This window comes from Pseudomonas sp. Irchel 3F6 (assembly GCF_900187595.1).
GTDB lineage: Bacteria > Pseudomonadota > Gammaproteobacteria > Pseudomonadales > Pseudomonadaceae > Aquipseudomonas > Aquipseudomonas siliginis.
The window spans coordinates 800,213-813,081 of record NZ_FYDP01000001.1 but is presented as its reverse complement, the minus strand read 5'-3'; the positions used below and the strand labels follow the sequence as shown (position 1 = coordinate 813,081).

Sequence of the window (12,869 nt, the reverse complement as noted above, 5' to 3'; positions counted from 1 at the left end):
TGCGCCGGCCTAACGCCAGCGCATTGCTCATGACCAGAATCAAAAGTGATTACGGTCGGTTAGTCCTTCTGTTCGCGCAGCACATTGCCCGAGGCGCCATCGATGCGGAACTCATAGGCGGTGCCATCGGCCTTGCGCCCTTTGCCTTCCCAGTAGCCGTCATTATCGGCGCCGATCTCATAGACTTCGACATAGCCGGCTTTGGTCTTGGCGACCTCGATGGCTTTTTCGATGGTGATCCAGCCTGCGCCGGGCTTGTCCGCCAGAGCGGCACCGGCACCGAGCAAACCAGCAGTGGCGATCAGGGCTGCGAATGTCTTTTTGATCATTTTTTCACTCCATTTATGGATAGTAGGCAGTTGCTTCCTGTTTTTTTGGGCGCCACAGGGAAAAATAAGTTCCACGTTGATGGGTAAATGCCATGACGGATGTTCTCGGCAGCCTGCCGGCGAGGTTAGAATGAGCGAAATCAGGACGAGTCAATGACCCAAGACACTCTCTCGGAAGCCGAATACGATGCGATCACCGATGCCGCCGCGCACTGGTGCATGCGTCTGCACGCCGCTGACTGCACGGACGAGGAGCGTCGCGCATTTGAGACCTGGCACGCTGCACATCCTTTGCATGCCTTCGAATACGAAGCCATGCAAGAGATCTGGGAAGTCGCCGGAGATCTGCCTCGAACCGAGCCCGAGGCACTCGCCGCGCAACGCAAGCCTTCGCGTTCGTGGCGCAAGTTCGCGGTCATTGCTGGCGCCTGCGCCCTCGCCTTGCCACTCGCGGCCTACAGCGGCTGGAGTCTGGGCTGGGTGCCCAACAGTTATCAGCATTACGCCGCCACCGACAGTGTGCGTCAGATCACCCTGAGTGACGGTAGCCAGCTCGAACTCAACCTGCACACCGACCTGAGCTTCAGCAATTACAAACATGAACGTCGCGTCACCCTGAACAAGGGCGAGGCGTTTTTTAATGTCAGCCATGACGCGTCTCATCCGTTCGTGGTTCGCGCCGGCGACGGCAAGATCCGCGTGACCGGTACGCGGTTCAATGTGTGGATGTACGAAGATCAGGTGCGGGTCAATCTGATCGAAGGTTCGGTGCTGGTCAGCAGCAATCGCGACTTGCCTGGCGACGGTCTGCGCCTCAGTCCCTCGATGCAGGCGCGCTACCGGCATGGCGATTACGCGCCGCAAATCAGTCAGACCTACCCTGGCGATACTTCGCTGGCGTGGCGCAGCGGCCGATTGGTGCTCGACAACCTTGCGCTGCACGACGCCCTGCCGCTGATCAACCGTTACCTCGACAAGCCGTTGATGCTGGCCGACACCAATACCGGCGCGATCCGCGTGGGCGGCGTCTACAACATCAAAGAGATGAACCACCTCGCCAACAGCCTGCCGAAAGTGCTGCCGGTCTATTTGACGCGCAACAAGGAAGGCAACCCGGTAATCAATTCGATGCCGCAACGCCCGCCGAAAAGCTGAAGGCCGCGTCCCTTGCGGGAGGCGGCCTTCGTTTGTTTCGAGCTGTGACTGTTTTACTGCGCTGCCACCTTCCCTGTCTGATCCTGCTTGATCGTCTGCACCTGATATTGCGGATCCGCCTGGATCTGCTGTTCGGTGAACGGCAGAACACTCCACTGCTTCTTCGAAAATGCAGCAGTCTGATCCCGCGAGTATTTCGACATCGGATCACTGGATAACGAGAACGCCAACAGCCCTTGGGCGTGCGGGCCTTTTTCATCGAAGCTCACAACTTGCAGATAGCTGGTGCCGCTGACCACTTCAAGTTTGCCGTCTTCGCGGGGCACGCTTTGCATCGCGTTGTAGATGCCCAGCGTCCCCGGCCCGCCATGAATCGGCGTTTGCTGCCCGCCGCTGCTGACCACCTGGACATCACCCCAGCGCGTGTCGGGTTTCAGGCCCATTTTTGCGACCCGCTCAACCGACGCGAGCATCGCTTCACGCAGTGCTTTGGCGACGGCAGGTTGTTCGACTGCCAGGCCGCGAGGAGTGTGTTGCGCATCTGCCGGATTGAATGCAACACGCCAGATATCCGCTGATTCAAGCAGCGCCTGCATGATGTTCTGAAAATGCACCAGACCGAGCCCGGAATCCAGATTTGCGCGGCCGTCCCAGGCTTTGAGGCTGGCGCACGCAGACTTGAGTGTCGCGGCATCGCTGCCCAGATCGGCGCCGCAGAACTTCCGCAGATCGGGCATGACCTGCGCGGCCAGATAGACCTGATCGTCCATGACCATGTGCTGCAGATCCTTGACTGCCAGCGGGCCTTTCTTGCTCAGTTCAGCCAAACGATCAAGCGCGAATCGTGAGCGCAGGCCCAGCGGTTGTCCTTCCTGACTGATCAGCGGTGAATAGCCGGTGAGCGGTTGAGCCGGGTTGGCCAGCCATGCCGAATCATTGGAGTGCTGAACGAAATCCCTGCGCAGCAATTGCGGCAACTGGCTGGAAGCGAAGATGCCCTTCTGCGCCGCGTGCGGATCGACATCCCAGGCACAGCCGCTGTTGGAACCGTCCAGCACGATCATGCGCAGACCGAGGCGTGGGTCGCTGCACTTGGCCAGTTTTTCCGCGCTTACGTTCGGTACCACCGACAGGTTCATGTACAGCGTCTGGCCCTTGTCATCCACTGCCAGGGTGTTGACCCACGGAATGCCCTGGATCTTGTGCACCGCGTCTTGCAGATCCTTGAGATTGCTGGCCTGGTTCATCGCATACCACTGTTCGAGCACGCGGTCGTTGTCGAGGTTGGCATCGCGCAAGCTGTAGGCATATTGCCTGTCCCAGTCGAGCTTGCCCGGCCATTGCACGATCGGGCCGAACTGCGAGCTGTAGATGTCGCGCGCAACCGCTACGACCTGTCCGTCAGCCTGCTTGACCTGCACGGTAACCGTCTGTTTGTTCAGCGGCAGCGACTTGCCATCGAGCAAATACCGAGTCGGATCCTTTGGATCAAGTTGCAGGCGATACAAGGTGAAGTGTTTCGACGAATCGACGGTGTGGGTCCAGGCCAGATGCTGGTTGAAACCGATGTTGATCATCGGCAATCCCGGCAAAGCGGCGCCCATCACATCAAGCTTGCCGGGGATGGTCAGGTGCATCTGATAAAAGCGCATCCCCCCGACCCATGGGAAATGCGGGTTGGCCAGCAACATGCCACGCCCATTGAACGAGCGCTCGCTGCCGACCGCCACAGCGTTGCTGCCGCGATCCAGAGCAAAACGTTGCTGACGCGCGTCGGCCAACTGGAACGCCTCGGTGTCGCGCTTCACCTGCGCGGTCGCTTGCGGCGGCGTCGCGCCAGCAAGGGCTTCGGCGAACTGCCCCACCCCACCTTCAACCAACAGGCGCCGCGTCAGTTTGACCAGATCCTCGGCGCTGATATCACGTACCCACTCGCCTTGGCATTGCTGCGGCAACCCTTGCTGACGGCGTTCAGCCAGATAGCGGTTGTAACCGGCGGCATAGCCTTCAACCAGATCATGCACCTGCGCCGGTTGTGCCTGCCAAAAGGCTCCGACCGCTTCAGGAGTATTGAGCCAGGTGAAGAACACATCACTGACGCGGTTTTGCCGTTGTTCAACAGTCAACTGCTCCGGGCCGAAATATTGGGAGCGCTGACCATTGACCGTAACGATCTCGTTAGCCAGCAGGCACAGATTGTCCTGGGCGTAGGCGTAACCGATGCCGAAACCCAGACCGCGCTCGTTTTCAGCGCGAATGTGCGGCACGCCGAAACTGGTGCGGCGAATATCGGCGCTGGTTTGTGCAGCCGGGCTCAGTGCATGGGCTGACAGGCTCAGCCCGAACAAGGTGCTGGCGAGGGCCAGCCCGGTGAGTTGCCTGGAAATAATCACGCTTGCTCCTGATCGAAAGGTCGATTGCCCCTGCGTCCACGCGCAATGAGCCTGTCGAAGAAACGAAGCTGAAGGAAAAAATTTAGCGGGTAGCCCATTGGGGCAATGCCGTCATCACAAGGCTGAGACGAATTAGCGACGAAATTTCTACATCTTTTCTTTCATGATTTGTCGTGCTGAAACGTCTTGTTTAGAGAGCGCAACAAAACCTTTCCCGATCTGGCTCTGAAAAGGAGTAATCGCATGTACAACTCGCAACTACCAACGGACGGTAGCCAGACGCCACAGGGCGTTTCCATGGGTTCGCACACCGGCAATTTCAGCCAGCGCGGCGAGCGTCCGGGCAATGAGCGTATTCGCGTGCTGCTGAAGAGCTTCGGCCTGCGCACCAGCCTGATTCGCCTGAAAGTCATCGACGCGCTGCTCGTGGCGGCACAGAGCAATCGTCGCCTGGGCGTACGTGGCGTACATAGCCAGTTGCTCGATCTGGACGTGCCGCTGTCGTTTCTCAGCGTGCGAGAAGTGCTTAAACGCTTGTGCGCCGAAGGCGTGATCACCTTCAACGCCGACAAGAGTTACAGCCTGCACCCGCAGGCTGCTGCGGTCCTCAACCACGAATGAGGCTCGCCTTCAGGGCTTGACCTTGCGGCGCATCACGCCGTTGATGATGACCACCACGACCGCCACGCCGATTGCCACGTACTGGAAAGTCTTCTCGGTGATCATGCCGGCATTCTGCAGCCAGGACAGGCCCAGCATGATCGCCAGTACCGACAGAGCGATCAGAATCGAATAAATCAAGCGTTGCTTCTGGGTCATTGCGGTTTCCTGAAACATTGAAATGTAGCCGGTTGCGCGCCGAGCGTTTCCCGGATGAGGGGGATGCGCCGGGGCAAACGGGTGCTCATGTTACCGCCCCTGAGGTTTTTTGGCTGCATGGGCACCCAACCCTGAGACATGCCCGCCCTCCCTGATCCAGCGCAAACAATGCCCGCACTGACGCGGGCATCGTTGTTTGCGCCGCAATGGCAGCCAGGTAAACAGGTTTCACGCCGCGCCAATCCTTTAAACATGCCGTAAGTTTTTGAAATCTGCTGACGCAGCAAACGGCTAGGTCGGCTGTGCGTCTGCACCTAGGCTCTGCGAACTTCCTACCACTCATAAAACAGGGATGTTCATGCAGAGAACACTTATCAATATCGGCCCCAGACAGGTAGCGGGTTTCTGTCTGGCGCTGACCGCTTTCGAACTGCTCACTTACATGGCCAGCGATGTGATCATGCCGGCGATGCTGGACGTCACCACCGACCTCGACGCGGACGTACGGCATGTTCCCCATGCCTTCAACCTGTATCTGTTAGGTGGCGTGTGTCTGCAATGGTTACTCGGCCCGTTGTCCGATCAATACGGCCGACGACCACTGTTGTTATCGGGCAGCGCGCTGTTCGGATTGTCGTGCGCGGCAGCTTTTTTCACCGACAGTATTGGAGCGTTCAACCTGTTGCGGCTGTTGCAAGGCATGGGTCTGGGGTTTGTCGTCGCAGTCAGCTATCCGGCGCTACAGGAGGTGTTCTGTGAAGCGGACGCCGTCAGGCTGATGGCGTTGCTCGGCAATGTTGCGTTGTTATCGCCGCTGCTCGGGCCGCTACTGGGGATCCTGTTGCTGGAATGGCTGAGCTGGCGGGAAATCTTTCTGCTGCTGGGATTCACGGCAGCGCTGGTCTGGCTCGGTCTGTTGCTGTGGATGCCGGAAACCGTGGGCGTCGAGCGCCGCGATGGTCATCGAACACCCCGTGTGCCCTTCTCCTGGCGTTGCACTTCACGGCGCTATGGCGCGTTGTTAGGCAACCCGCGTTTTCTCTGCGCCAGTCTGGCGCTGGGCCTGATGAGTCTGCCCCTGATCACATGGATAGGCCTGGCACCGTTGCTGCTCGTGCGGGTGCTGGAACTGCCGCCGCTGGAATATGGCCTGTGGCAGATTCCGGTTTTCTCAGCGGTGATTGCCGGCAATCTGATTCTCGACCGCTTGCTGCAGACTCATTCTCTGACGCAATTGATTCAACTGGCGCTCTGGCCGTTCTGCCTGGGGCTGCTATCGCTGGCGACATGCGCACTGCTCAGCGCAGGGCTTGGACCGGTCGTGGCGAGCCTGGCGGTGTACGCCGTCGGGCTGGGCATGAGCAACGCGGCGGTGTATCGCCTGGCGCTGTTTGCCAGCGACGACAGCAAAGGTCTGGTGTCGGCGCTGACCGGCATGATTTCGATCGCCGTCATGGGCCTTGGCGGTTCGCTGATTGCGGCCATCGGTGGCGGCGGCCGTCTTGAATACTTCGCTCTCTGGGCCGCATTCGGCGGGCTGATGTGCCTGCCCATGGTTTACCGGCTCCTGCAAACCACCACAGCTGATGTGGCCTCGCCTCAGTAAGGAACACTGATGACTCACCTACCCTATGCCGACGCGCTGTGCGCGTTGAAGCAACCCTATTGCGCGGATTCAGCCGCGCCCGGTCTGTTTGATCGGGCGATGAAGGAAATCAGCCGCTTTCACTGCGACCACACCCCGGGTTACGCCCATTGGCTCAACGCCCATGGACTGGCGCCGCAAGACCTCGACAGTCTTGATGACTGGTCACGTCTGCCGCCGATCTTTGCCAGTTTCTTCAAGCAACACTTGCTGCTCAGCAGCACCGGCGCAGACGCCCTGGAACTGACCTCGTCGGGCACCAGCGGACAGAAAAGCCGGATGCGTTACGACGAACGCAGCCTGGCGCGGGCGCAGTTCATGGTTGCGCAGATCTTTCGCCATTACGGTTGGGATACTCCGGATACGCCGTGCAATTACCTGCTGCTGAGCTACGAACCCGAGGGTCACATTACGCTCGGCACTTCGTTTACCGACCAGTTTCTCTGTCGGTTTGCCCCGGTCAATCGCGTGGTTTACGCCTTGCGCAACACCGGTAGCGGCCATCAGTTCGACGTATTCGGTGTCATCGCCGCATTGCAGTCATTCGCTGAAGAGGGTTTGCCGGTACGGATTTTCGGCTTCCCGGCGTTTCTCTGGCAGACCCTGCAACGCATGCAGGCTACCGCTGTACAGGATGTGCAATTGCCCGCCGGTTCGCTGGCCTTTTTTGGCGGCGGCTGGAAAACCCAGGCTGCGCAGGAAATTCCTAAACAACAGTTTTATGCCCATATCCATCGGCAATTGGGCATCGAAACCGCCCGCTGCCGCGACGGTTACGGCGCTGTCGAGCATGCGGTGCCTTATATCGAATGCGCCCGTCACCGCTTTCATGTGCCGGTGTATTCGCGGGTGCTGATTCGCGATGCGGCGGATTTTTCTCTGCTGCCCTATGGCCAACAAGGCCTGCTCGGCTTCGTCTCGCCTTACATCTCATCCAGCCCGGCCCACGCCGTGGTCATGAGCGACCTTGCCACGCTGCACCCGGGCGCAAGTTGCGGCTGTGGATTGACCAGCGACTGGTTCGAACTGCACGGCCGCGCCGGCACCACGGCCGGCAGAAGCTGCGCGATGGCCGCCGCCGAATTACTGGGAAGTCACTGAAATGTATTTGATAAATGGACAACTGCACGACATTTACAGCCTCGACCAAGCGCTGCAAGACCTGCAACACAAGTTGCCCCAGCGTTTGGCGACGTCGCTAGACAGCAGCACGGTCATAACGGCGATAACTGTTTTTGCCCAGCTGCTGCGTGACTCGCGCACGAACCTGCCCCTCGACAGCGAACAACGGCAGGCCTTGATCGATTTCTGCCAACCTGAAGCCTTGACGATCAAACGCCAGCGCGAACTCGGCGTCGCTGCCGACTCCCTGCGCCGTATCGATTATCGGCTGCCGCGCTTCGAAGCCTGGCGCCCGCTCGGGCTGGTGGTGCACATCACCCCGGCCAACGCGCCGCTGCTGGCCTTTTGCGCGGTGGTGGAAAGTCTGCTCGCCGGCAACGTCAACTGGTTGCGCCCCAGCCGCAGCGATCAAGGCCTGACGGCGCGACTGTTGCGCGCGTTGGTGAACTGCGATGCGAGCGGACAACTGGCCGGTCACGTGGCGGTGGTTCCAGCGAGCACCGAGCAGATCGGCCAATTATGCAAATCGGCCAATGGTGTCGCGGCGTGGGGTGGCGAAGCGGCCTTGCAAGCCATTCGGCAACAGCTCGCGCCGGGTTGTCGCTGGATCGACTGGGGGCATCGCATCAGCTTCGTCTATCTCACTCCTGCATCGGCTACGCCAGAGGCGCTTGATGCCGTCGCCGACGAAGTTTGCCGACTGGATCAGCAGGCCTGCTCCAGCCCGCAATGGCTGTTGGTGGACAGCGACGACACGCAAGTCTTGCGCGATATCGGTGAACGCCTGGCGCAGGCCCTGCAACGACGCGCCGCACAGTGGCCGGCACTGGTGCCGACACGCCAGGAAGCTGCGCAAATTACCACGCACACGCAGATGGCCCGCCTCGGTCAGAGTTTTGCCGGTCACACCGGGCAAGTATGGAATGGCCCAGGCTGGCGGGTGATCTGGAGCCATGATCGGCAACTCGCACCTTCGCCGCTGTTTCGCAGCGTATTGCTGCACCCGCTGCCGCAGGCGCTGCTGCCCGCCACTCTGCTGCCGTGGCGCAACGTCCTGCAAAGCTGTGCGCTGGTATGCGCACAATCGCAAATTGTCGAGCTTACCCATGCGTTGATCGCTGCCGGAGTCACGCGGATCGCACCGATCGGCAACATTCACGACGGGTACGAGGGCGAACCCCATGATGGCGTCTATGCGCTGCAACGTTTGAGTCGACGGGTATCGGTGAGTCTTGCAGCCACGCAACTGCCGAATCAGGCCAGTCTCGATCCAGCACCATCAGCGGCGACGCCGTGCGCTGCGATCATGGACAAAGAAGCCTTCGTTGCCCAGCCCATCAACGATCAGGCGCAGTTGTATTTCCGCTCTGGAGGCAGCAGCGGCACCCCTGCTCTGGCCGGCTACAGCTATCGCGACTTTGATCGGCAGATGCGCGCGACCGCTGATGGCCTGTTCGCTGCCGGTCTGGATCCAGCACAAGACCGAGTCATGAACCTGTTCTTCTGTGGCGGGCTGTACGGCGGTTTTCTCAGTTTCAGCAAAACGCTGGAACTGCTCGAGGTGACGCACCTGCCCATGGCCGCCCCTGCTGATGACGATTATCGGGAGATTGCCCAATTGATCATCGACCAACGGGTCAACGTGCTGGTCGGTATGCCCGGCACCCTGCATCGTCTGTTCCTCAATGAACAGGAGCGTCTGCGTGCTTATGCCGGAGTCGAAAAGGTCTTTTTCGGTGGCGAGCACCTGAGCGAGCAGAACCGTGAATTGCTGCGCAGTTGTGGCGTCTCGACCATTCGCTCGGCGATTTACGGCAGCGTCGACGCCGGTCCGCTTGGGCATGCCTGCGAGGATTCGGCGGATGGGGTTTTCCATCTGATGAGCGAGATCCAGCAGTTGGAGATTGTCGCGTTCGATGAGGATGTGCCGGTGGCCGATGATCAGGTGGGCCGGCTGCTGGTGACCTCGCTCGCCCGCGAGGGTGGCCAGCGCGTGCAGCGTTATGAGATTGGCGACAGCGGACGCTGGCTCCCGGGCGTCTGCGCCTGCGGGCTGAAGTCGCCCCGCTTTGAACTGTTGCAACGCCACGGCAAGTTGTTGCGTATCGGCACTGACTTTATCTCCCTGAGCGAATTGGCGTCACGACTGCAAGTGCCGTTTCAGTTGCATCTGGACCACAGCGCCGAGGGCGTCGAGCGCATGCAACTGCATTGCGAACTTACAGCCGCCACCGTTGAAACACGTCTCGCCGATTACCTGACCCTGACGACCGTCATCGACAGCGGATTGCTGGTGCTGCAGATCGAGCAATGCTCGCCCGAACACTTCGCTCGAAACAAACACAGTGGCAAGACGCCGCTGGTCATTGACTCCCGCCGCTGACGCTTGCCGTGAGCTGGCTCATTCGAATCAAGAAGAACACACCGTGAAAACAACCGACTCGATTAGCGAATTAACGGGTTTCGCCCGAAAGCATTCGCCCTACTACAAGAACAGTCTCGCCAACATCCCCGAGGCGATAAGTTCACCGTGCGAACTGCCACTGCTTGATCCGGCAGACTTCTGGAAAGACAGCGCGGATCTCGCGCAATGGCCGGTCCTGACGGCCCCCATTGGGCACGCCCTGGTGTTCAAGACCGGTGGCTCAACCGGCGGTGGCAGGCTGTCCGTGTATGCCCGCACGGAATGGCAGCGCACGGTGGAAGATTTCGGCCGCAGTCTGAACGAGCAATTCAGCCCCGGGGACCGTGTCGCCAATCTGTTCTTCGCTGGCGACCTTTACGCCAGTTTTCTGTTTATCCATGACTCACTCGCCCATGTTCAAACAGCTGTCAGCGAGTTTCCGTTTACCGGTGAGGTCGATCCGCCGAAGTTGGCCGATGCCATCGAACAACATCGAATCAATGTACTGGCTGGCGTGCCCGCGCAATTACTGACCTTCGCCAGTTGGCTCAAACAACGCGGCCTTACGTTGCCCCTGGTTGATAGCGTGCTTTACGGCGGGGAGAGCCTGTTTGCCTCACAGCGCCAGCTCCTTGAGCAAGTGCTGCCCAACGCGCGCACTGCCTCGATCGGCTATGCCAGCGTCGACGGCGGATTTATTGGCGCCAGTCATCCTGACTGCGTCGAAGGAGAACATCGCACACCCGACGGTCACGTCCTGTTGGAGATTGTCGATCAGCACAGCGGCGCAACGATCGAGGCCTGCAATCAAACCGGTCTGCTCGTATTGACCAATCTGCATCGCCGCTTGATGCCGCTGATCCGCTATCCCGTCGGAGATCTAGCGTGCTGGCGCGAACCGCCGGGCACTGCACGACGCAAATTCGCCCTGAGAGGACGCAGCGGCAATAGCCAGCGGGTGCGGGTCGGCATTCTGTCGCTGATGACCGATGAAATCAGCGAAAGCGTACGGAGCATTACTGGCAGCGACGATTGGCAATTGCTGATCGAACAAGCCAACAGCGCTGATGTCTTGACGTTGAAATACGCAGTCATCGAACGATCGGCGCTCATCGACGAGAAACTTGAGGCCCGCTTGATCGAACTGTACCCGCCGATCGCGCAACTGCGGGCTGAGCGGTTATTGGAGCTGCGCATCAAGAGTTGCCGGTTTGAGGACTTGGCGCGCCATCCTCGCGCAGGGAAAAGCCTGCGGATCGTCGACTTGCGCTGCTATGACCAGGAAGAGCGGGAGGTGCGTGATGGAGTCGTTGATTCTGCGCAATTACCGTGACACCGACGCCAAGGCCGTCAGCCAGCTGTTTCGCGAGGTCTACGGTGATCATTACGTGCAAACCGACGTTTACATGCCCTGCCTGATCAATCAGAACCACGCCGACAAACGTTGGCATTCACTGGTTGCAGTGGAGGGTGAGCGGATTCTTGGTCATGCCACTTTGTATCGGCAAAGCGAAAGCTCGCACGATGCCGAACTGGCCTTGAGCGTCGTACATCCCGATACCCGTGGAAAGAACATTGCCACGCGGCTGGGCGGACAACTGCTGACTCATGCGCAGGCGTTGGGTTGTCGCAGCGTCTCGATCAAACAGGTCACCCATCACCCTTACACCCAACGCATGGCTATCAACCTCGGTTTTCACAACACTGGATTGTTGCCGGACTATGTCCGCTCACCCTTTGGCTGCAAAAAACCCGAGTCGATCGTGTTGGGTGTACGTGCTATCGATGGCTATCAACGGCCATTGCCAGAACAGGCATGGCCAGCCAGTTGCCGCCCCTTGATGGAGCGTCTGAGCGCTGTGTTCGGCGTCGGGGCTGATGCAGGACGCTGGCGCGGAGCTTCGGTTCAGGTCCAGCAGCACGGCAGCCGCCATGAAATGTGGCTGGAAAAACTCAATCCGGAACTGCTCGACCAGTTGCGATCACTGCCCGGGCATTGGCTGGTTTCGATTCGTCTACAGCTTTCGCGACAGTTTGCCGTGGATCTGCACAGCCTCAACGCCATCGGTTTTGCTTTCACCGGCCTGGCGCCTGCACAGGATAATCGAGGGGGATGGCTGGCGCTGTTTCATCGTGGCTACCGCACGCGCAGGCTGACATTGCATTGTCCGCACATGCAGCAGTTGCATGACCAGGCACAACGTCACATCACTCGGCAAGCCGTGCCGGCGGCGTAAACAGCATGAGCCCGCACACGGATGAGCGGGCGTCATCAGCAGACGTTACGCCTTTGCCTTCAGGCCTTTGTCAGACGGAACTGCCGCATTGCCTTCGCCATAGGTCTTGAGATTCTGCAGGACGTAAATGGCTTTCTTGAATTCGGGGATCAGGCTCTTGCCGTAGTAATTGCCATTGAGACTGTTGGTCTGGATGGCATCGAGCTGAGTGGCGAAATATTCCAGCGCGTTGAACTTCGCCTCCGGGTCTTTCTGCACGCCGAAGCGGTCGAATTTGTCGCCGGCATTGAGCAAAGTGATCGAGGTGATCTCGGAAATCAGGCCGCGCCCGCGCAGGAATTCGCTGAGGTTGCCCAACTGCTTGACGGAAACGTTGGCCGGGTCGAAGCCCTTGATCTGCTTGCGCAAACCCTGCTTATCCATCTCCGCCACATTCAGCGCATTCGGATCGTTGCCGACCAGCGTCAGCATCTGCTGCACTTTGACGCTCTGCGAAACCTGCTTTTTCGCGCCGGTATCACGGACCATTACGCCTGCCTTGCTTTCCCAGGCGCCGGTATAGCCGATCGTCATGCGAGGATTCCTTGTGCGATGAGCATGAAATGTCCTTGTTCCAACCAATTGAATGGGCGCGAGTATCGGCCGATGCGCCTGATCGCACCAAGTCTTTTGTGCGCTTTTTTACAAATCTCGTACATTCGCGACACAAGCCAGCAGCCCGTAAACATTGGTTCAGAGCCGTCATCTTGATGTAACAAACGTGGC

General features: G+C 59.4%; 11 protein-coding genes. 7 read left to right on the top strand and 4 right to left on the bottom strand.

Annotation, left to right across the window (positions count from 1 at the left end; translation table 11 throughout):
- Positions 1-59: 59 nt before the first annotated feature.
- Positions 60-329, bottom strand: coding sequence for a PepSY domain-containing protein (locus CKW30_RS03610; RefSeq protein ID WP_095179971.1), 270 nt, complete (start codon positions 327-329; stop codon positions 60-62).
- A 153-nt stretch (positions 330-482) separates the two neighbouring features.
- On the opposite strand from CKW30_RS03610, the gene CKW30_RS03605 reads away from it, so the two are divergent.
- On the top strand, positions 483-1,484 hold the full coding sequence (locus CKW30_RS03605) for a FecR family protein (protein ID WP_056785862.1): 1,002 nt from the start codon (positions 483-485) through the stop codon (positions 1,482-1,484).
- Between the two features lie 53 nt (positions 1,485-1,537).
- Here CKW30_RS03605 and CKW30_RS03600 read toward each other — a convergent pair whose 3' ends face one another.
- Positions 1,538-3,877, bottom strand: a complete 2,340-nt coding sequence (locus CKW30_RS03600) for an acylase (protein WP_095179970.1) — start codon at positions 3,875-3,877, stop codon at positions 1,538-1,540.
- A 243-nt stretch (positions 3,878-4,120) separates the two neighbouring features.
- Here CKW30_RS03600 and CKW30_RS03595 point away from each other — a divergent pair, with 243 nt between their 5' ends.
- Positions 4,121-4,498 carry a fe2+ zn2+ uptake regulation protein gene (locus tag CKW30_RS03595; protein WP_095179969.1) on the top strand — a complete coding sequence of 126 codons (378 nt, stop codon included), beginning with the start codon at positions 4,121-4,123 and terminating at the stop codon, positions 4,496-4,498.
- A 9-nt stretch (positions 4,499-4,507) separates the two neighbouring features.
- On the opposite strand, the gene CKW30_RS03590 is transcribed toward CKW30_RS03595, so the two are convergent.
- Positions 4,508-4,696 carry a hypothetical protein gene (locus CKW30_RS03590; protein ID WP_041480969.1) on the bottom strand — a complete coding sequence of 63 codons (189 nt, stop codon included), beginning with the start codon at positions 4,694-4,696 and terminating at the stop codon, positions 4,508-4,510.
- 358 nt (positions 4,697-5,054) lie between these two features.
- Between CKW30_RS03590 and CKW30_RS03585 the strand changes: the two genes are divergently transcribed.
- From CKW30_RS03585 to CKW30_RS03565, 5 genes are read left to right on the top strand one after another with little or no spacing between them, the layout of a single operon-like run.
- Positions 5,055-6,302, top strand: coding sequence for an MdfA family multidrug efflux MFS transporter (locus CKW30_RS03585; RefSeq protein WP_095180300.1), 1,248 nt, complete (start codon positions 5,055-5,057; stop codon positions 6,300-6,302).
- A 9-nt stretch (positions 6,303-6,311) separates the two neighbouring features.
- Positions 6,312-7,442 (top strand): acyl-protein synthase, encoded by a 1,131-nt coding sequence (locus CKW30_RS03580; RefSeq protein ID WP_095179968.1) that lies wholly within the window; start codon positions 6,312-6,314, stop codon positions 7,440-7,442.
- 1 nt (position 7,443) lies between these two features.
- A complete protein-coding gene (locus CKW30_RS03575; protein WP_095179967.1) occupies positions 7,444-9,846 on the top strand; it encodes an aldehyde dehydrogenase family protein in 2,403 nt (800 codons plus the stop codon).
- A gap of 43 nt (positions 9,847-9,889) precedes the next feature.
- Positions 9,890-11,200, top strand: coding sequence for a phenylacetate--CoA ligase family protein (locus CKW30_RS03570; protein WP_095179966.1), 1,311 nt, complete (start codon positions 9,890-9,892; stop codon positions 11,198-11,200).
- Positions 11,169-12,104, top strand: coding sequence for a GNAT family N-acetyltransferase (locus CKW30_RS03565; RefSeq protein WP_095179965.1), 936 nt, complete (start codon positions 11,169-11,171; stop codon positions 12,102-12,104). Before CKW30_RS03570 ends, CKW30_RS03565 begins: the two co-directional genes overlap by 32 nt.
- A gap of 45 nt (positions 12,105-12,149) precedes the next feature.
- Here CKW30_RS03565 and CKW30_RS03560 read toward each other — a convergent pair whose 3' ends face one another.
- On the bottom strand, positions 12,150-12,677 hold the full coding sequence (locus tag CKW30_RS03560) for a hypothetical protein (RefSeq protein ID WP_024012886.1): 528 nt from the start codon (positions 12,675-12,677) through the stop codon (positions 12,150-12,152).
- Positions 12,678-12,869: the final 192 nt, after the last annotated feature.

Excerpts from the sequence above, each read along its gene's own strand:
- CKW30_RS03610 (WP_095179971.1), bottom strand. The coding sequence starts at position 329 with ATGATCAAAAAGACATTCGCAGCCCTGATCGCCACTGCTGGTTTGCTC.
- CKW30_RS03565 (WP_095179965.1), top strand. The coding sequence starts at position 11,169 with ATGGAGTCGTTGATTCTGCGCAATTACCGTGACACCGACGCCAAGGCC.
- CKW30_RS03580 (WP_095179968.1), top strand. The coding sequence starts at position 6,312 with ATGACTCACCTACCCTATGCCGACGCGCTGTGCGCGTTGAAGCAACCC.
- CKW30_RS03595 (WP_095179969.1), top strand. The coding sequence starts at position 4,121 with ATGTACAACTCGCAACTACCAACGGACGGTAGCCAGACGCCACAGGGC.
- CKW30_RS03605 (WP_056785862.1), top strand. The coding sequence starts at position 483 with ATGACCCAAGACACTCTCTCGGAAGCCGAATACGATGCGATCACCGAT.
- CKW30_RS03590 (WP_041480969.1), bottom strand. The coding sequence starts at position 4,696 with ATGACCCAGAAGCAACGCTTGATTTATTCGATTCTGATCGCTCTGTCG.
- CKW30_RS03585 (WP_095180300.1), top strand. The coding sequence starts at position 5,055 with ATGCAGAGAACACTTATCAATATCGGCCCCAGACAGGTAGCGGGTTTC.
- CKW30_RS03560 (WP_024012886.1), bottom strand. The coding sequence starts at position 12,677 with ATGACGATCGGCTATACCGGCGCCTGGGAAAGCAAGGCAGGCGTAATG.
- CKW30_RS03575 (WP_095179967.1), top strand. The coding sequence starts at position 7,444 with ATGTATTTGATAAATGGACAACTGCACGACATTTACAGCCTCGACCAA.